Source organism: Sphingobacterium composti, from assembly GCF_009829075.1.
GTDB lineage: Bacteria > Bacteroidota > Bacteroidia > Sphingobacteriales > Sphingobacteriaceae > Sphingobacterium > Sphingobacterium composti.
Genome location: NZ_WUQZ01000030.1, coordinates 1 through 18455 on the forward strand (window position 1 = coordinate 1; position 18455 = coordinate 18455).

The following is an 18455-nucleotide window of genomic DNA, read 5'->3' on the forward strand; positions in this document are numbered from 1 at the left end:
TAACGTTTCATACTAAGGCTTTAGTTTTTATCCCTCCAGCCTATATTTACAAACAACAACATTATTTTTATAAAATTATCTTTGTTATACCAAAGGTGAGTTCGGTTTAAGCAGCAAGGAATAATTGGTTTTCTTGTTGCTCAAACAGAATGTTTAAAGAAGGTTTTTTAGGGAAAAAAGCATAAACTGCCAAAGCACCCAAAATATTTAACAAGAAGTTGTTTACTGATCGATGCCTAGTTTGTTGCAAAAAAATCCAGAATATGGGAAAAATTATTTGAACTTCCTACTGAATCCTTCTCTGATTTTAAACCATTATTTGAAACTATAAAATCTCTAATTAAATAACTATAGTATCAAATTCTCTAAAGGAAAATAAACAACAACCCCAAATAGCCTTCACTATTTGGGTTTGATTTATAAAGTCTAAAAAGTCTTATAATAACTCTTCTACCGTTAATGCACCTACTGTAAGATTATTACGAGGGTCGATAATAATAGCACGGGCATTTGCTGGGAAATAACGGTTTAAATCAAATACGACTTCCTCCGCAGCTTTTACCGATACACGACCAATATCATTTAAGCGGATATCTTCATCGTAAATACGTTCTTGCGTATTGACATCAAACTTGTATTGTACTTCAGGGATTTTGATTTTCGTTACTTTCGTCTGATTTTGCAATAAATACACTTGATTTGTATCCAAAGTTTTATTTTCAAACCAAGAGATATTCGCTTCAAAACCACGTTCTGCATACGCCGGTTTATTTGCTGAAACGATAAAATCACCACGCGAGATGTCTACATCATCTTTTAGATGCAAGACAACTGATTGACCATCATGGGCGGTTTCTAAAGGTTGTTGGTCTAATTCTATGCGTTCAATGATTGTTTGTACACCACTAGGTAAAATGACGACCGACTCTCCTACTTTCAAACCTTCACCAATGACACGACCAGCATAGCCTCTGTAATCTGGATAATCTGCCGACTGTGGACGAATCACCCATTGCACTGGAAAACGCCATGTATCAACATTGCTTTCCTCGAACTCCACTTGTTCCAAGTATTCTAACAATGTTGGACCTTCGTACCATGCAATACGTGAGGACTTATCTACAATATTATCTCCTTTTAAAGCTGAAACTGGAATAAAATCTACATGCTCTAATTTTAGATTTTTAGCTAGTTGCAAGTAGTCTGCTTTAATGTTTTCAAATACCGCTTCGGCATAATCCACCATATCCATTTTGTTGACACAAACCAAGACTTGTTTTAAGGATAGCAATTTAGCAATAAATGAGTGACGCTTAGTTTGCTCAATTACACCTTTACGTGCGTCAATTAGGATAATAATCAAATCCGAATTGGAAGCACCCGTAATCATGTTACGGGTATATTGGATATGTCCAGGCGCATCCGCAATGATGAACTTACGATTTTCTGTTTGGAAATATTTATAAGCCACATCAATGGTTATACCTTGTTCGCGTTCAGCTTTTAGACCGTCCGTCAAGATTGCTAAATCTACAGTTCCGTCATCGTTCTTACGATTCGCCTTTTGGATAGCCTCCAATTGGTCATCCAAAATTGAGTTGGTATCATATAGCAAACGGCCAATTAAGGTACTTTTTCCATCATCAACAGAACCAGCCGTGATAAATTTTAGAATATTCATTATTTTAGTACTACAGTATTTAGATTTTAGTATTTAGATTTTAGAAAGCTTAGTCCATCCGAAGTCTATGTACTAAATACTTTCTACTAAATACTCTTTAAAAATAACCTTGTTTCTTACGTTCTTCCATAGCGGCTTCGGACACTTTATCGTCCATACGAGCGCCACGCTCACTTAACGTAGAAGCTTTGATTTCTGCGATAATATCGTCTAATTCTGTTGCCACAGAACTTACAGCAGCCGTACAAGTCATATCACCTACCGTCCTAAAACGCACAGACTTATATTCTACCACATCATCCGAATCAATATTTAGACACTCTGCAGCAGCCATCCATTGACCGTTGCGCCATACGACATCACGTTCATGACTGAAGTAGATAGAAGGCAGCGCTATATTTTCTCGCTTAATATAATTCCAAACATCCAATTCTGTCCAATTTGAAATTGGGAATATACGCACGTTCTCTCCTTTATGAATTTTGCCGTTGAAGATATTCCAAAGCTCTGGACGTTGACGTTTTGGATCCCATTGCCCAAATTCATCACGCACCGAGAAAATACGTTCTTTGGCTCTAGCCTTCTCTTCGTCACGGCGTGCACCACCTATACAGGCATCAAAACCGTATTTCTCAATCGTATCCAAAAGGGTTACCGTCTGCAAAGCATTACGGCTCGCATTCTTACCTTTCTGTTCGATAACCTTCCCCTGATCAATACTATCTTGCACAAGTCCCACAATCAACTTTTCCCCTAATTGTTCGACAAGCCATTCCCGGAATTGAATAGTTTCTGGGAAATTGTGTCCGGTATCAATGTGCACCAATGGAAAAGGAAATTTACCTGGTCTAAATGCTTTTTTTGCTAAATGAACTAAGGTAATACTATCTTTTCCACCTGAAAACAAAAGTGCAGGATTCTCAAATTGCCCCGCTACCTCTCTTAATATGTATATGGCTTCCGCCTCCAAATGATCTAAATAATCCATTCTTTTCCCTTAATCGTATATATTTTCTTCCTTATGTATCTATTTTATTTGCTCGTCACATGCAAGCCACATTCCTTCTTGCTCTTGTCTTCCCACCACCATCGTCCAGCGCGAAAGTCTTCGCCCGGAGCTACTGCACGTGTACAAGGTTGACAGCCAATGCTCGGAAAACCTTTATCATGCAACGGATTGTAAGGCACATTAAACTCTTTTAAGTGAGATTCAACATCGTTTAATGTCCAATGGAATAAAGGGTGAATCTTAATAATCTGATTTCCTTCATCCCATTCGATGAAATCCATATCCTCACGATTGGCCGATTGCTCCGCTCGAATACCTGTTATCCAGATTTCATAACCTTGAATAGCACGTTTCAAAGGTTCTATTTTGCGAATGAAACAACATTCTTTTCTATTCTCTACACTTTCATAAAAGCTCGATGGCCCCTTCTTTGTAACCATCTCTTCTACCAAAATCGCTTGGGGATAATAGGCTTTGATTGGTAATTTATAACGTTCCAACGTTCTGTTCCAAACATAGTAAGTCTCAGGAAACAAGCGCCCTGTCTCCAACGTAAAAACATCCACCTTCGCTCCCACTTCCGCAATCAAATGCGTCAACACCTGATCCTCAATACCAAAAGAAGTCGAGAATACCGCTCTACTGCCATAATTATCCGTGATGTATTGGACAATCTGCTTAGCATCTAAATCTTGTAAACTTGCTCTCAAATAATCAATCATACCCTAATTCTTGCTTACTATATCTTGTGTATGCGCATTTAACTGCTTTATCTTATGTTCCAAATCGCCACGCAATTGATTTCTGTATTGTTGCAAAAGCTCTAAAGTTTCGTCAATTTCCTCTGGTAATACCTCGTTGAAAAACTCCTTCAAGCGTTTTGCCATTGTTGGCGACTTCCCGTTAGTTGAAATCCCAATTTTCAGATTTCCTCTTTGCACAATAGAACCTAAATAGAAATCACACAAATCAGGCTTATCCGCGACATTCAGCAATATATTACGTGCTGTAGTCAATTTTCGAATCCACTGATTCAGTTCTGGATTATTGCTCGCAACTACAACCAAATCTTTGCCATCCAAATCCGATTCTGCAAAACTTCGTTGTTCGAATTGAATAGTTGCTTTGTCTTCAATAAATTCAAAAACTTCGGGAATAACTTCTTCCGCAATTATTTTCACTTTCGCCAAAGGAGAACTACGAAAAATTGCTTGCAACTTCTCTAATCCAACAGGTCCAGCACCTACAAGAAGCGTCTGAATCTGGTTCATTTTCACGAAAATGGGAAATAATGTATTCATCTATGCTTCTAAATGTTGAATCTCGGACTTTAACTTTTGGAAAGATTGATGCTTTTCAACGACCTCACCCAAAACAATAATTGCTGGCACGCCCAAAAGCTTTTTATGTACTTGTTCGAGGATCGTATCTATAGTTCCAATAGCTAATCGCTCATTTTTTAATGAACCATTCTGTATCAGCGCAATAGGCAAATAACCCCTGCCATTATTTTGATATAATTCAATGATCTGTTGCAATTTAGAATAACCCATCAAAACTACTACTGTAGCATTAGTTTTCACCGCATGATACAAATCTTCGGAAAGACGACCATCCGAAGTCGAACCTGTAATCACCCAAAAACTTTCGCTAATTCCGCGATAAGTCAACGGAATTTGTTGCAAACCCGTCAAGCCCACCGACGAAGAAATCCCAGGTACTACAGCCGTAGGAATATCGAATTGACGAACATAATCCAACTCCTCACCTCCACGACCAAAGACAAACGGATCGCCACCTTTCAACCTCACAACATGTCCATGCGTCAATGCATAGTCTACTAATAATTTATTGATATAGTCTTGTGATGTAGATAAACGTTCCGCACGCTTACCTACATATATCTTTGTACAAGACTCCTTCGCATAAGTCAATAATTCTTCATTGACCAAAGCATCATACAAAATCACATCTGCATCTTTGATAGCTTTGATACCTTTTAACGTAATCAAATCGGGGTCGCCCGGACCTGCGCCGACTAATGTCACAAATGGTTTTACTACACTCATTCTTCCCCTCCTTAATGGGTTGCTACACGTAATGACTCTCTTCGTTCCGCAGCTTCGTAATAAAAAGCTGTTGCTTGCTTGATATATACTTCCGCAAATTCACGCGAAGGTTCATACTTATTTATTTGTAAGACACGTTCTGAAAACGACGTTGGGAATGTGAAAACCCCTTCGTTCACGTAACGTGCGTCGAACTCACTAATTACTGCAGCTTGTGTGCTCGAATTAACTCCTTTATCTAGTAATAAGGCTTTAGCTGTCCAAACAAATGCGCTATACGCATGGTAAATCGCATCCGCATATTGCTCACTTTCGAAGGCTTTGTTTGCCCATTCGATTTTTTCTTCTGCCTCGAGCAATAATGTTGCGACTAAATCAATCACTACCCCCGCACATTCTCCTACACCAATAGCCGTTTCGAAAGTACCCTCATGTCCCCAATCCACAAACTCATCGGCTGTCAATGTCGTTAAGTCCGAAAGGGGTTTCAATAAACGATAGAAGTAGTCTTTTCCTTGACGGTCATAGTACGCATGGAAATTTTCATCTACTAATCTATTTTGTTTGTAATCAACCAAAACTAAATCGACTACTTGCAAAACACGTTTCGTCGGAACTTTGATAACACGCTCAGCTACACGACCTTTACCATCACCAATTGTACCTCCACCTAACATAACTTGTGCTGCGGGAACTACTTTTCCTTCAGCTTTTACGGAACTACCATGAAAACCAATATGTGCCAAACCATGTTGACCACAAGAATTCATACAACCAGAAATTTTAATTTTCAAATCCTGTTCGTAGACAAACTCTTCATGGAATTCGTGGATATATTGCTCGATAACACGAGCCATTTCTGTTGAATTCGAAATACCTAAATTGCAGGTATCTGTACCTGGACATGTCGTCACATCAGCGGTACTATCAAAACCTGCATTAGCAATTCCCAATTTTGTCAACAAATTAAACAAGTGAGGCAATGATTCCTCGCGTACATATTTGAAAAGCAAGTTTTGATTTTGTGTGATACGAATATCATCTGCGATATGCTCACGAACGCCTGCTACCAATTCTCTTGCTTTTGACGTAGAGATATCACCAGTCAATATTTTCACATACACACCATAAAATCCTTTTTGCTTTAGCTCAAAAACATTGGTTGCACGCCAAACTTTATATTTTGCTGCATCAATTGGTTCTACAGGAGTCACTACCGAAGTAGGCGCTGCAGGCTGTTGAACAGCATCTCTATTTACTACAACAGATTTATTTTTAATGGCTACTTTTTCTTCTTCAATCAAACGCAAGACTTCTTCCAACCCTAATTTTTGAACAAGGTATTTGAAACGCGCTTTGTTACGGTTATTGCGTTCGCCATGACGGTCAAAAACCCGCAAAGTAGCTTCCATATAGGGAATAATTTGATCTTCTGCTAAGAAATCAAAAATTTCGTGTGCTAATAAAGGTTGCGAGCCTAAACCACCACCTAGCAATACCTTGAAACCTCTAACTTCTTCTCCATTTACAATTTTCACTTTCGGAATAAATCCAAAGTCATGAATATAGGAGAAAGCTGTATCACGTTCTGAACTCGAAAAAGAAATTTTAATCTTACGACCCATCTCAGCACAAATAGGGTTACGCAAGAAATATTCGAAAGTCTTTTGTGCGTAAGGTGACACATCAAATGGTTCCAATGGATCGATACCGGCAGTAGGAGACGCAGTCACATTACGAACGGTGTTACCACAAGCTTCACGTAAGGTAATATCATCTTCGGCTAATTTAGCCCACAATTCTGGGGTTTTATCCAAACTAACGTAGTGTATCTGTATATCTTGACGTGTGGTCAAATGCAAGTTTTTGGAAGCATATTCATCCGAAATATCTGCAATTTTTAATATTTGCTTAAAAGTAACTTTACCAAAAGGTAATTTAATGCGCACCATTTGTACGCCCGGCTGTCGCTGTCCATAAACTCCTCTTGCCAATCGCAACGAACGAAACTTCTCATCTGGAATTCTCCCTTCCTGAAAAGCTCTAATCTTGCGCTCAAGCTCGATAATTTCTTGTTCTACAATTGGGTTTTCTAATTCTGTTCTAAAACTCTGCATGGTTTAAAGTAAGTAGCAATCCTCTTTTAATCTATTTACCGGGTTACTTTTCAGTTAACCCGTGACAAATGTAAAAATTAAAAACTATAAAAACTATATATTCCACCAATTTAGTATACTTTTAATGAAAATATATTTATTGAATTTTGAACTCATAAAGTCAGAAACGAGGAAGGATGATTGATCATAAGCTTTAAATGTACAAGCAAGTGCTATGCTTGTACATTTAAAAAAGTATTTGATATTTTTTCTAACCTATTTTATAAATTATAAAGATCAGCCGTTAAGAAAAGAATGATTTATTATGTCATTTTAGGATGCTGATAAAAACAACTCTCCGTCATCAACAGCATTTACATTTTGAATACTATCAAATGCTATTTCAATCTCTTTGCACAACTGCATGAGTTTTATAATATTAATATCAGAGGAATTTTCAAATTGATCCATCTCGAAATCATAATAATCCCCTTCTTCAAAAACGGCTAGTATATCTTTCAACTCACCGTCCGATGCTATATTTACTATTTGCGTAAATAATTGATTTCTGATATCTCCTAATAATTGAAGTGATTCAATTACTCTGTTTCTGTAAGCTTCCATGTGCGCAAGTTTAATGTTGTGTTAATAAATGATTAATATCTCACATACTTTTAATATGGGAGATAAAAATGGTTATAATTATGATGCAAATAAACAATTAAAAACACGTTTAAAAGCTCTTTAAAATAAAATGATATAGAATTGTAGCAATGAAATTACACTACTAAAAGTGCAATATTTTTACTATTAAGCAATAACACACAATAAAGAAAACTATAAGACTAAACAATTACAATATTTTCAAATTAACATCATTTATAAAACCCCAAAGTATATTGAATTTTAACCTTAAAGAAAAGGCTTTTCTGAACAAAAAGTGCTTAAAATCACTTTTTATAAACAATTGTAACAAAGGAGATGGTTAAAACGAACAAATTCGACTAAAAGAATCGCCTTGCATCTTGCAACAATATTAGGTTACCAAGGAACTCAACCTTATGACAGTCTACACGTAGCAGCATGTTTGAAACATTATATTGGTTATAGCCGCAGCGAAGGGGGACGGGATTATGTATATACGGATATTTCGGATCAAGGTATCTGGGAAACATATATGCCACCTTATATTGCTTCTATAGATGCTGGAGCAGCAACAATAATGAGTTCATTCAACGATATAAATGGTATACCATCTACAGCAAATACACATTGGCTGAAAGATGTGCTACGTACACAACTTGGATTCAAAGGATTGATTGTATCTGATTGGTATGGAATCGATCAGTTAAAAAGTCAAGGTGTAGCAAAAGATGATAAAGAAGCTACATATAAGGCTTTTGCAGCAGGCACCGATGTGGACATGGTAGATAATTTATATGGACGCCAATTAGAGGAATTAGTGAAAGATAAAAAAATTACTATGGCACAAATCGATGACGCTGTAAGGAGAATTTTGAAATTAAAATTTGAATTAGGCTTATTCGAAAAACCTTATGTCAATGTACTGCCTGATGAGAAAAGATTTTTATTGCCTGATGACATCAAGACTGTAGAGAAATATGCAGAAGAGACAATGGTTTTATTGAAAAATAAAGATCAAGTATTACCATTAGAGAATACAAAAAAGATTGCATTGATAGGTCCATTTGCGAAAGATAATGAACATGTGATGGGATCATGGAAAGGCTTTGGTAACCCCAAAGATGTCATTCCATTTTATGATGGTATGATAAAAGAATATGGCTCAAAAGCTAATTTTGAATATGTTCGAGGTTGTGATTTTGATGGTGATGACAAATTAGAATTTGATGCTGCTTATCAAGCTGCATTAAGAGCTGATGTTGTAGTCCTTTATTTAGGTGAAAAAGCTTGGTGGAGTGGCGAAAATGCCTCACGCTCAAACCTTTCCTTACCGACTATACAAGAGGATTTAGTGAAGCATTTGGCCACTACAGGAAAAAAAATAGTTTTGGTATTGTCAAGTGGTAGACCGGTGGAGTTAGCACGTATCGAACCATTAGTTGATGCGATTGTTGCAGTTTGGCAACCAGGAACAGCCGGTAGCGCACCTCTAGCAGGAATCCTTTCAGGACGTATTAATCCTTCAGGTAAATTACCAATAACTTTTCCTTATTCAACTGGACAAATACCTATTTATTATAACTATAGACAATCCGCTCGTCCTTACCAAGGACATTATCAAGATGTTCAACAAGGACCTCTTTATCCATTTGCTCATGGGCTTAGTTATACTTCGTATGAATATAGTGACATTAAATTATCCAAAGATAACATCAGCAAAACAGAAAAGTTAACTGCAACAGTTACAGTAAAAAATACCGGTGTTCGCGATGGACTTGAAACTGTACATTGGTTTATAAGAGATCCACACGCCTCTATTTCAAGACCGGTTAAAGAGTTAAAATTCTTTGAGAAAAAAGCAATTAAGGCTGGCGAAACGATTACTTATACTTTTGAAATAGAGCCTTTGCGTGACCTATCCTATCCAGATTCAAAAGGAAAAAGAATATTAGAAGAAGGCGAATTCTATTTAAAAGTTGCCGACAAAGAAGTCAAGTTTACGCTAAATTAATAATATCTATAATCAATCCCTTTCAAATAAATTTGAAAGGGATTTTTATTAACATCCCGTACATTCTCCACAAAATCATGTACAGTTTTATTTTTTAAAACCTTGAATTGTATCTTTATGCTCATAAAAATTAAAACGACACAAACTAAATGATAGAATCAATTATAACATATTTTGAAAGCATCAACCCAATTACTGCGGCTTTATATGCTACTTTATTTACTTGGTTTGTTACAGCATTAGGAGCATCTTTTGTATTCTTTTTCAAAAGTTATAACAAAAATATCATGGATACAATGCTTGGATTTACAGGCGGAGTCATGGTCGCTGCTAGTATTTGGAGTCTATTGATCCCTGCCATTGATATGAGTGACGGCGAAGGGTTTATCAAAGTCTACCCAGCTGTATTGGGTTTTTTAATAGGTGCGGGATTTTTATATGCTATTGACAAAATATTACCACACTTGCATGTTAATTTTCAAAAGGTGGAAGGTGTTAAGACTCCGTGGCAGAAAACGACATTAATGACGTTAGCTATAACATTACATAATATTCCAGAAGGACTAGCGGTTGGTGTACTATTCGGTGGTGTAGCGGCAGGCATTCCTGAAGCAAGTATTGCTGGTGCCGTAACACTGGCTATTGGTATCGGATTACAGAATTTCCCCGAGGGAATTGCAGTAGCTATGCCATTGCGTAGAATGGGACTATCACGTCGTAAAAGTTTTTTTTATGGACAAGCATCGGCTATTGTCGAACCCATTGCTGGCGTTCTTGGCGCAGTCGCAGTGACAATGTTTGCTCCGATTTTACCCTATGCTTTGGCTTTTGCTGCCGGAGCTATGATTTTTGTTGTCGTAGAAGAAGTTATTCCAGAAGCACAGCAAAACAAAAGTTCAGATTTGGCTACTCTAGGCTTTATCGGAGGGTTTATTGTCATGATGACATTGGATGTCGCTTTAGGGTAATTTTCAAATTGAATCTTTATTAAGTTTTGAAAGACTATTCTTGACCCTACTATTGAGGATACACAGCATAACAGACTTACTTATTGTATTATTAAATAAATAAGGGGTGTTTTTTAGAAAACACCCCTTATCATAATATGTATAAACTAAGTTCTAAAACTCATCTTCATTAGAAAGTAATTCTTTGTGATTACTTACTGCTGTCCGAGTCTTTGTTTTATGTTTATTAATCTGTCTACGTAAGGATTCGACAGCAACATCAGTTGCTTCTTCAAAGCTTTTCGCTTGAGCCTTAGCGAATAATTGTGAACCTGGAATATTAAATTTCAATTCTACAACTTTGTTGGCTTCATCTTCCACATTTTCTATTCGTAAGTAACATACCCCTTCGATAATATTATCCAAAAATTGTTCTAGCTTACTAGTTTTTCTTTTGATAAAATCGATCAATTTTTGATCCGCATCGAATTTAATTGATTGCACAGTTACGTTCATGTTTTCCTCCTTTTTTTAAGCTTTTGGATGTGCTTGTTTATAAATGTTTTTTAATCGCTCAACAGAATTGTGTGTATAAATCTGCGTAGCAGACAATCCTGCATGCCCCAATAACTCTTTGATCGCATTCAGATCAGCTCCGTTATCTAGTAACGATGTAGCAAAACTATGTCTTAAAATATGTGGACTCCGTTTTTGTTGTGAAGTTATCATACTTAAATATTTGTTTACTATACGATATACCAGTTTAGGATATGCCTGTTTTCCATTATTAGTAACGATCAAATGCTCTGAATTATTTTGTAGTTTACTATTTCTTTTCTTTTCTAAATATTGTTTTAGTTCATGAATCAATGATGTGTACATCGGAACAAATCTTAGCTTGTTCCTTTTACCCAATATAAGGATTTTTTTATTATAAAAATCAATATCCCGCTCTTTTATTTCTAATAATTCAGCCAATCGAATACCCGTTCCAAAGAGCAATTCTACTACGATAAAATCACGACTATTTTCAAATGAATCCTCCAAATCTTCCATTTGATCTAATAGTGTAGTCATCTTTTCCTTTTCCACTACTACAGGTAATTTTTTACCTACTTTGAGAGCTTTAATCAAATGAACAGGATTAGATTTTACTAAGGATTCGCGTTGTAAATACTTATAGTATGACTTCAGAACAGAAATTGCTCGATTTACAGAACTGGCTGATTTACCATTTTCTTTCATCGTAGCAAAATAATAACGGCAAAATTTATAATCTACCTCTTCAAAGGGAAATCCCTCCTTTTCCAAAAAATATAAATACGATTGAATTTCGGTGTCATATGCAGTAATGGTGTGCACAGAATATCTTTTTTCGTATTTTAAATAATTAAGGAAGCCACTTTTGCACATAAATATCTAAACTTTCTATCAATATAATTATTTTATCATAATAATAACTGTTGCAAAGGTCAAATGTTTATAAAAAATCTAATAAATACTTTAGCATGATATTACACAACGAAGCCCTTTATTATTGATTAAAAGAAAGCTTTAACTTATCTTTAACCTAAATATTTGAAATATGAAATTTGGCCAAGTAGCAGATCCAGCGATTATAGATTTTACAATTCCACCCACACCTCCAGAAACTTTGGAATTATTAGCAAGCAGTAATGCTGATACTCCATTGGAAGTGTATGTTGGTTGTGCGAAATGGAATAAAACAGATTTAAAAGGTTTCTACCCACGTGGGACGAAAGATGAGCTTGCTTATTATTCGACACAATTCAACTCCATTGAACTAAATGCCACATTCTACAATTCTCCTACTAAACAACAGGTCGAAACATGGCGAGATAAGACCCCAGATAATTTTAAATTTTTCCCAAAAATCCCACAATCTATAAGCCATTTTTCTCGTTTATTAAATACAGATGAAAAAGTAAAACAGTTTATAGATTCTACTGTATTATTTGAAGATAAATTGGGGATGGCTTTTCTGCAATTGATCGATAATTTCAAACCTAAAGATTTTGATCGTCTTGAGAAATTCTTAAAAGATTTCCCAAAAGGTTATCCATTGGCGGTCGAAGTCCGTAATGAAGAATGGTTTAAACAAGAAGTAGCTGAAAAGTACTATAAACTTTTAGAGGAAACAAACAAAACAAATGTATTAGTCGATACAGCAGGACGTCGAGATATGATGCATATGCGATTAACCACTCCTACTGCATTTGTACGATATGTAGGGGCAAATCATCCCACGGATTATACACGTTTAGATAAATGGATTAAGACGATTGTCGAATGGAAAGAGGCTGGTTTACAACAATTGTATTTCTTTATTCATCAAAATGTAGAAGTGGAATCGCCATTACTAGCAGCTCATTTTATTGAAAAATTAAACAAAGCTATAGGTACGAATCTGCATATTCCTCAAAAACCTGAAGATCCTAAAAAAGGTGGGGCAACTTTATTTTAAAAATATGAAGCTCAATAAAGTACACCATATTGCACTCATTGTCAGTGATTATGAGAAGTCTAAACATTTCTATACTGAAATATTGGGATTAGAAATCATCCAAGAAACCTATCGCGAGACACGTGATTCTTTCAAATTAGACTTAGCATTAGATGGTCAATATACTATTGAGCTGTTCTCCTTTCCAGATTATGTTGTTCGTCCCTCCTATCCCGAAGCATTAGGTTTGCGACATCTTGCCTTTGAGGTAGACGATCTCCAACTAGCTAAATTAGAACTTCACAAGAAAAATATTGTATCGGAATCTATACGTACAGATGAAAATACAGGAAAAAGATTTTTATTCTTTTCTGATCCTGATGGGTTACCCATAGAATTTTACGAAAAGTAGTTCGTTGTTAATTATTATCTAACAACTAATAATATCTCCGATGCAATTTTAATATTATATTCTTCAGTCATCGATTTGTGATTTATCAAATCAATAATAGTTCCGATGAGACAAAATCCACCTGTGAAAAAATAAATAATTCCCATACCTATCTGCCCCAGAACAAAACGTTGAACACCAGCAATTATAACCAAACCTAGCAGTGTAAATAGGAGAATATCTTGTGCTTTTTTACGTCTTGAAGCATAAATTTGAATAAAATTTCTGAGTTTTGCTTCATCAAGTTCTGCAGTTAAATGATTTAAATTCATCAACTCCACATTGGTAATACCATCTAAGTGAACAAAAGGGTTATTTGCCATTATTATATTTTAGTTTATACTTAATTAATTCAACAATACGGTATAGCAAAACTAGCGTTACAGGAAGACCTAGCCAATGCATCTCAATGGATTTGTTAAATTGTCCGTGCAAAAGCAAATGTATAGATCTTCCCAATCCACATCCTGGACACCATTTGAATCCTAGATGATGCACAGGACACATGGATGTCACTTCCTCTTCTAGATTTAAATTGTAAATCATAATAAAAGCCGTTACCCATAGAATGAGTTCAATTGGAATTTGCTTTACAATTTTAACCATAACTCAAAGAAAGTTAGATATTTTTTAAAAGTAAATCAAATATCCCAAACATATTTATTCCTTCCAAATTCCTAATTTATTCTCCCTAGCATAGACTTGAGCCTCGAACATCAAATCTTGATACATTACATTTGGCGATATAGTCATTACAGTTACATAGCCATCGCGTACTAATTTTTTATTTAAGAATGTTCCATCATTCAAAAAAACATAGGCTAAAGTTCTTCCATATCTATCCAATGAATCAACATCAAAGGTTAATTTTAAAAAGGAGTTTACTGAAAGGATACTATCAAGGTATGCTTTGGACTGTAGACCGAACGGATGTTTTTTCTTATTGAATACAGTTTTGACTTCTGGAGCATCAACACCTATTAATCTGACTTTTACTCGTACGCTATCTTTGTTCAACACCCAAAATGTGTCACCGTCTACACATTTAACAACTTTGTAAATAGATGGATTTAAATTCATTTCCTTTTCAAAATCTTTCTCAATAAAAGGAAATTTAAAAACTGAATTTTGTGATTTACAAAAAGAAAAAGTACTTAAAAAGCATATAATAAAGAGTTGAAGCATAGCAAATACATTTTTACAGCAAAGATATTGGAATGATCTTTATAAAACAGATTATATCATACAAAAGCTCGCAAAAATACACCTTGCGAGCTTTTATAATTATTCAATGATATTAATATTACCTCAAGCTAGGATCATTGAAAGTATTACCTTCATTGATATCTCCAGTATCGTATCCCTTCTTAAACCAATACATACGTTGCTCGGAAGTGCCATGTGTGAATGACTCGGGATTTGCAAATCCCTGTGATCGTTCTTGAATATGATCGTCACCTACTGCGGCGGCGGCAGTCATACCATCTACTATATCTTGATAAGTTAATTCAATACTGGTTAATTTATTCACGTAATGCGCCCATACCCCCGCATAGAAGTCAGCTTGCAACTCTGTCATTACAGAAATTTTGTTGTATTCGCGTTCACTCATCTTAGCCCTTAACGCATTCGTTTGTTGTAGTACTCCAGTCAAATTCTGGATATGATGTCCTACCTCGTGTGCGATAACATATGCAAGAGCAAATTCTCCTTTAGCACCAAATTTTGTGCTTAATTCTCTATTAAAAGAAAGATCCAAATAAACTTTTTGATCCGCAGGGCAATAAAATGGCCCAAATTCTGCCCTACCTATCCCACAGCCCTCAGTTTCACTCACTTGTGAATATACAGTTAGTACGGGATCGGGATAAGACTTACCAGACTGTTTAAAAATATGAGTCCAGACCTCGTTTGTACTTGTAAGAACCACTTCAGAAAACTTCATCAAACGATCTTCTTCTGGGGTAGATTGGTATTCTCCTTGTTCGGTAGTTAAAGCACCTCCCTGCATTTGTTCTAATAATTGTCCAGGATCTCCACCCATAAATAGACTTATCAAAAGAACAATTACACCTCCAACACCTCCCAAAGCCAATTTTTTACCTCCAGACATTCCACGTCTGTCTTCTACTCTACCTCCAGTGCGACCTCCTTGCCATTTCATAATTTTTTGATTTGATTTATAATTTTATTGAAAATAACAAAATCCTTACCAATTATGATAAGAAATTAAATAAAATCTTAAATGGATCAATATCTTAGATATTTCGTACTTTTGGGCTTTTTATTTGACCTATCATGAGTTTAGAAAAACAACTTCAGGAGAGAAGTGGTAATCAATGCGAATTATGCAATAGCACTTCTGCTCTTGGTATTTATGAAGTACCTCCTGTATCGATTGTAAATCTTGATAACAGCATTTATGTTTGTTCTATCTGTAAATCGCAATTAGACAAAACAGAACAAATTGATCCAGATCATTGGAAAATATTAAGTGAGACAATGTGGTCTGAACACACCCCAGTACAAGTAGTCGCATGGCGTATGTTGAGTCGCTTACGTAATGAAAGCTGGGCACTTGACAATTTGGATATACTATATTTAGAGGATGATGCATTAGAATGGGCAAAAAAAACTGGTGATCATGAGTCGGATGCAACTGTAGAATTTCATCAAGATTCAAATGGAACTAGACTTTATGAAGGTGATACTGTTGTATTGATTAAAACATTGGATGTAAAAGGTTCTTCTTTGAATGCTAAATTAGGTACAGTTGTTAAAAACATACGTCTAGACCCTAATAATACCCAATATATTGAAGGTAAAATAGATGGACAGACAATCGTAATTTTAACTAAATATTTGAGGAAAGGATAGTATTTACAATACTGACATATAAAATTTCAAAAGGTTGTAATTATTATTACAGCCTTTTCTTATGGAAAAGGCAAATTAATGTAATAAATTTATAAAATGCGACATTTATTGAAATTCAATAAATAATTGGTTTAATTATTTTTCTTTATTTAATATTTGAAACTTTATTATTAATAATTGTTTAATATATTTATACATATTATTATGCTACCAAAATAAACACACTCTATCTTGATTACACTAAATAAAATATTTTTGGGACTCGTGCTATTAATTTCATTAATAGTAGGAAAATCTGTTTATGGACAAAATACAACTGATAGTTTGATTGATGTTTTGAAAACAGAGTTGAAAAACAAGAAGCATTATGATGGTATTAAAGAGCAAAAGATTAAAAGTATAAGTAATCAATTATATAAATTCAAAGCATTATCCACCCATAGAAAATATGAGCTAACAAATCTTTTGTTGGACGAATACATCTCCTATCAAAGAGATTCAGCAATTATCATTGCGAATAAATTGATTGAAATAGGTAACGAATTAAAGGATCAATCAAAACTAAATACGGCAAGATTAAAACTTGGGAAGATTCTTATTTCTTCAGGAGTGTTCAAAGAGGCATCTGATTGTTTAGATTTAATAGATATCCGCAATGATTCTCGGGAGAATAAATATGAATATTATCATTTATTCTTTTGGTTAAATTGGGCTTTACACAATACTATTTCGGATACATATTATAGCCCATCATATATCCAATTGGAACATGATTATCATGATTCGACCAGAATGTATGCTAATCCCAAAACTTATGAGTTAGAACTTATTAATATTTTTCCGGATAGTATTTATGGAAATAGAGCTAAAGATTACCCTAAATACATGGATTTTCTGAATCAATACCATAAGTCTGAGCCAACTCGAGCTGCTCGATTAGCTTATATGTATAGTTATTTATATCCTAATGACGAGAGGTCAACCCACTTTTATATCCTTGCAGCCATATTTGATGTTCGAAATGCTACGAAAGAAACACCTGCCATAGTAAAAGTTGGTGAGAAATTGTTTGAAAGTGGAGATGCGGATAATGCGTATTACTTTTTAAAAGAAGGATTAGACAATGCAAATTTCTACGGTTCTAAATTACATAAAGTAGAAATCACCACGTTATTACCTCAAGTTGCAGCACATAAGATATTACAGACTGAAAGGAAGATTATGACCTTTGTGGTTATTTCTATGATCTTAATATTTATTATACTTTGGTTTGTATATAGTAGAACTAAACTCAAATCGCTGAATCAAAAAGTTGTCTCAAAAAACGAAGAATTACAAACGCTACTGCACGAATTAGAGAAAAGCCAAAAGGAGAACTCATGGATATTGAAAGTATTAGCACACGACTTGCGTGGTACTATCGCTGGGTCAATAAATCTTTATGAAATATTCATTCATAATCAAAACTTAAGTCCAGATGAAAAAAAGATGCTTGAGATAATGGAAGAATCTAATCAAGATGCATTAAATACAATTTCTGATTTATTAAACATCAAATCTGGTAACGATACTATCAAAAAGACAGAAACTGATTTAGATAAGCTCATAATTGAATCTGCTACTATATTGCAATACAAAGCAAACGAAAAAAGCCAAGTATTAAAGACTAATCTGATTCCAGTACGTATATTTATTAACCGCGAAAAGATGCGTCGTGTTCTAGATAATATCTTGAGTAATGCCATCAAATTTAGCTCACCTGCGAGTGATATTACAGTAGATCTTCTGGATTTAAACGACGATTATATCCAAATAAGAATTGCAGACAATGGTATTGGTATCCCCGAAGAATTTAGGTCAAAACTATTTGAATTAAATCCAACTATCAGACGTGAAGGAACATTTGGAGAAGAATCGTTTGGACTTGGTCTATACATTTGTAAACAAATTGTCGATCAACATATGGGTAAAATATGGATTGAAAACAACACAAATCAAGGCACAATATTTATAATTGAATTGCCTAAATCTGATTAATTTATTTTTAGTACATTTTCTAATGATTGATCATTAAACAACATAAAACCTAAACATTAATTGAGTATAATTTCTATTTAAATTCACATCACAACATTTAATAATTAGGTATTGACAAATACATTTTTGATTATTATTTTGCGTCAAAATTTTAATAAATAATTGATC

Annotated in this window: 19 protein-coding genes and 1 pseudogene; 6 read left to right on the forward strand and 14 right to left on the reverse strand. The window is 34.8% G+C overall.

Annotated elements, in window-relative coordinates; genetic code table 11:
* Nucleotides 1-106: 106 nt before the first annotated feature.
* The 8 genes and pseudogenes from GOQ17_RS16650 to GOQ17_RS14695 all read right to left on the reverse strand — a co-directional run.
* Nucleotides 107-250, reverse strand: a pseudogene (locus GOQ17_RS16650) (IS982 family transposase); the annotation flags it as partial.
* A gap of 186 nt (nucleotides 251-436) precedes the next feature.
* A complete protein-coding gene (locus GOQ17_RS14665) occupies nucleotides 437-1681 on the reverse strand; it encodes a sulfate adenylyltransferase subunit 1 (RefSeq protein ID WP_201288636.1) in 1245 nt (414 codons plus the stop codon).
* A gap of 97 nt (nucleotides 1682-1778) precedes the next feature.
* Entirely contained in the window at nucleotides 1779-2669 is an 891-nt protein-coding gene (cysD, locus tag GOQ17_RS14670) for a sulfate adenylyltransferase subunit CysD (protein WP_159638609.1), read from the reverse strand.
* 44 nt (nucleotides 2670-2713) lie between these two features.
* Entirely contained in the window at nucleotides 2714-3412 is a 699-nt protein-coding gene (locus GOQ17_RS14675) for a phosphoadenylyl-sulfate reductase (protein WP_159638611.1), read from the reverse strand.
* Nucleotides 3413-3415: 3 nt separating this feature from the next.
* A complete protein-coding gene (locus tag GOQ17_RS14680; protein WP_159638613.1) occupies nucleotides 3416-3991 on the reverse strand; it encodes a precorrin-2 dehydrogenase/sirohydrochlorin ferrochelatase family protein in 576 nt (191 codons plus the stop codon).
* Nucleotides 3992-4759 carry a uroporphyrinogen-III C-methyltransferase gene (gene cobA / locus GOQ17_RS14685; protein WP_159638615.1) on the reverse strand — a complete coding sequence of 256 codons (768 nt, stop codon included), beginning with the start codon at nucleotides 4757-4759 and terminating at the stop codon, nucleotides 3992-3994.
* 11 nt (nucleotides 4760-4770) lie between these two features.
* Nucleotides 4771-6876 (reverse strand): ferredoxin-like domain-containing protein, encoded by a 2106-nt coding sequence (locus GOQ17_RS14690; protein ID WP_159638617.1) that lies wholly within the window; start codon nucleotides 6874-6876, stop codon nucleotides 4771-4773.
* Between the two features lie 312 nt (nucleotides 6877-7188).
* Nucleotides 7189-7479 (reverse strand): hypothetical protein, encoded by a 291-nt coding sequence (locus GOQ17_RS14695; protein ID WP_159638619.1) that lies wholly within the window; start codon nucleotides 7477-7479, stop codon nucleotides 7189-7191.
* A gap of 388 nt (nucleotides 7480-7867) precedes the next feature.
* Between GOQ17_RS14695 and GOQ17_RS14700 the strand changes: the two genes are divergently transcribed.
* Complete coding sequence (locus GOQ17_RS14700) at nucleotides 7868-9511, forward strand: glycoside hydrolase family 3 C-terminal domain-containing protein (protein ID WP_394350615.1); 1644 nt, start codon at nucleotides 7868-7870, stop codon at nucleotides 9509-9511.
* A 149-nt stretch (nucleotides 9512-9660) separates the two neighbouring features.
* The gene (locus GOQ17_RS14705) at nucleotides 9661-10479 is read left to right on the forward strand and encodes a ZIP family metal transporter (protein ID WP_159638623.1); all 819 of its coding nucleotides are present in this window, start codon (nucleotides 9661-9663) and stop codon (nucleotides 10477-10479) included.
* A gap of 153 nt (nucleotides 10480-10632) precedes the next feature.
* On the opposite strand, the gene hpf is transcribed toward GOQ17_RS14705, so the two are convergent.
* Nucleotides 10633-10974 (reverse strand): ribosome hibernation-promoting factor, HPF/YfiA family, encoded by a 342-nt coding sequence (gene hpf, locus GOQ17_RS14710; RefSeq protein ID WP_159638625.1) that lies wholly within the window; start codon nucleotides 10972-10974, stop codon nucleotides 10633-10635.
* A 15-nt stretch (nucleotides 10975-10989) separates the two neighbouring features.
* Nucleotides 10990-11871 (reverse strand): tyrosine-type recombinase/integrase, encoded by an 882-nt coding sequence (locus tag GOQ17_RS14715; RefSeq protein ID WP_159638627.1) that lies wholly within the window; start codon nucleotides 11869-11871, stop codon nucleotides 10990-10992.
* 172 nt (nucleotides 11872-12043) lie between these two features.
* Here GOQ17_RS14715 and GOQ17_RS14720 point away from each other — a divergent pair, with 172 nt between their 5' ends.
* Nucleotides 12044-12943, forward strand: a complete 900-nt coding sequence (locus tag GOQ17_RS14720) for a DUF72 domain-containing protein (protein WP_159638629.1) — start codon at nucleotides 12044-12046, stop codon at nucleotides 12941-12943.
* Nucleotides 12944-12947: 4 nt separating this feature from the next.
* On the forward strand, nucleotides 12948-13334 hold the full coding sequence (gene gloA2 / locus GOQ17_RS14725) for an SMU1112c/YaeR family gloxylase I-like metalloprotein (protein ID WP_159638631.1): 387 nt from the start codon (nucleotides 12948-12950) through the stop codon (nucleotides 13332-13334).
* A gap of 14 nt (nucleotides 13335-13348) precedes the next feature.
* Here gloA2 and GOQ17_RS14730 read toward each other — a convergent pair whose 3' ends face one another.
* From GOQ17_RS14730 to ypfJ, 4 genes are all read right to left on the reverse strand, one after another.
* The gene (locus tag GOQ17_RS14730; RefSeq protein ID WP_159638633.1) at nucleotides 13349-13696 is read right to left on the reverse strand and encodes a TM2 domain-containing protein; all 348 of its coding nucleotides are present in this window, start codon (nucleotides 13694-13696) and stop codon (nucleotides 13349-13351) included.
* Nucleotides 13686-13979: a DUF2752 domain-containing protein gene (locus GOQ17_RS14735; protein ID WP_159638635.1), complete on the reverse strand. Its 294-nt coding sequence runs from the start codon at nucleotides 13977-13979 to the stop codon at nucleotides 13686-13688. Before GOQ17_RS14735 ends, GOQ17_RS14730 begins: the two co-directional genes overlap by 11 nt.
* Nucleotides 13980-14033: 54 nt before the next feature.
* Nucleotides 14034-14453 carry a thermonuclease family protein gene (locus tag GOQ17_RS14740; protein WP_159638637.1) on the reverse strand — a complete coding sequence of 140 codons (420 nt, stop codon included), beginning with the start codon at nucleotides 14451-14453 and terminating at the stop codon, nucleotides 14034-14036.
* Between the two features lie 223 nt (nucleotides 14454-14676).
* Entirely contained in the window at nucleotides 14677-15537 is an 861-nt protein-coding gene (ypfJ, locus tag GOQ17_RS14745) for a KPN_02809 family neutral zinc metallopeptidase (protein ID WP_159638639.1), read from the reverse strand.
* Between the two features lie 134 nt (nucleotides 15538-15671).
* Between ypfJ and GOQ17_RS14750 the strand changes: the two genes are divergently transcribed.
* Nucleotides 15672-16250 carry a PhnA domain-containing protein gene (locus tag GOQ17_RS14750; protein ID WP_159638641.1) on the forward strand — a complete coding sequence of 193 codons (579 nt, stop codon included), beginning with the start codon at nucleotides 15672-15674 and terminating at the stop codon, nucleotides 16248-16250.
* Between the two features lie 231 nt (nucleotides 16251-16481).
* Complete coding sequence (locus GOQ17_RS14755; protein WP_159638643.1) at nucleotides 16482-18287, forward strand: SusR-related protein; 1806 nt, start codon at nucleotides 16482-16484, stop codon at nucleotides 18285-18287.
* The last annotated feature ends 168 nt before the right edge of the window (nucleotides 18288-18455 follow it).

Coding starts and splice junctions, on each gene's coding strand:
- GOQ17_RS14665 (WP_201288636.1), bottom strand. CDS start 1,681: ATGAATATTCTAAAATTTATCACGGCTGGTTCTGTTGATGATGGAAAA.
- cysD (WP_159638609.1), bottom strand. CDS start 2,669: ATGGATTATTTAGATCATTTGGAGGCGGAAGCCATATACATATTAAGA.
- GOQ17_RS14675 (WP_159638611.1), bottom strand. CDS start 3,412: ATGATTGATTATTTGAGAGCAAGTTTACAAGATTTAGATGCTAAGCAG.
- GOQ17_RS14680 (WP_159638613.1), bottom strand. CDS start 3,991: ATGAATACATTATTTCCCATTTTCGTGAAAATGAACCAGATTCAGACG.
- cobA (WP_159638615.1), bottom strand. CDS start 4,759: ATGAGTGTAGTAAAACCATTTGTGACATTAGTCGGCGCAGGTCCGGGC.
- GOQ17_RS14690 (WP_159638617.1), bottom strand. CDS start 6,876: ATGCAGAGTTTTAGAACAGAATTAGAAAACCCAATTGTAGAACAAGAA.
- GOQ17_RS14695 (WP_159638619.1), bottom strand. CDS start 7,479: ATGGAAGCTTACAGAAACAGAGTAATTGAATCACTTCAATTATTAGGA.
- GOQ17_RS14705 (WP_159638623.1), top strand. CDS start 9,661: ATGATAGAATCAATTATAACATATTTTGAAAGCATCAACCCAATTACT.
- hpf (WP_159638625.1), bottom strand. CDS start 10,974: ATGAACGTAACTGTGCAATCAATTAAATTCGATGCGGATCAAAAATTG.
- GOQ17_RS14715 (WP_159638627.1), bottom strand. CDS start 11,871: ATGTGCAAAAGTGGCTTCCTTAATTATTTAAAATACGAAAAAAGATAT.
- GOQ17_RS14720 (WP_159638629.1), top strand. CDS start 12,044: ATGAAATTTGGCCAAGTAGCAGATCCAGCGATTATAGATTTTACAATT.
- gloA2 (WP_159638631.1), top strand. CDS start 12,948: ATGAAGCTCAATAAAGTACACCATATTGCACTCATTGTCAGTGATTAT.
- GOQ17_RS14730 (WP_159638633.1), bottom strand. CDS start 13,696: ATGGCAAATAACCCTTTTGTTCACTTAGATGGTATTACCAATGTGGAG.
- GOQ17_RS14735 (WP_159638635.1), bottom strand. CDS start 13,979: ATGGTTAAAATTGTAAAGCAAATTCCAATTGAACTCATTCTATGGGTA.
- GOQ17_RS14740 (WP_159638637.1), bottom strand. CDS start 14,453: ATGAATTTAAATCCATCTATTTACAAAGTTGTTAAATGTGTAGACGGT.
- ypfJ (WP_159638639.1), bottom strand. CDS start 15,537: ATGAAATGGCAAGGAGGTCGCACTGGAGGTAGAGTAGAAGACAGACGT.
- GOQ17_RS14750 (WP_159638641.1), top strand. CDS start 15,672: ATGAGTTTAGAAAAACAACTTCAGGAGAGAAGTGGTAATCAATGCGAA.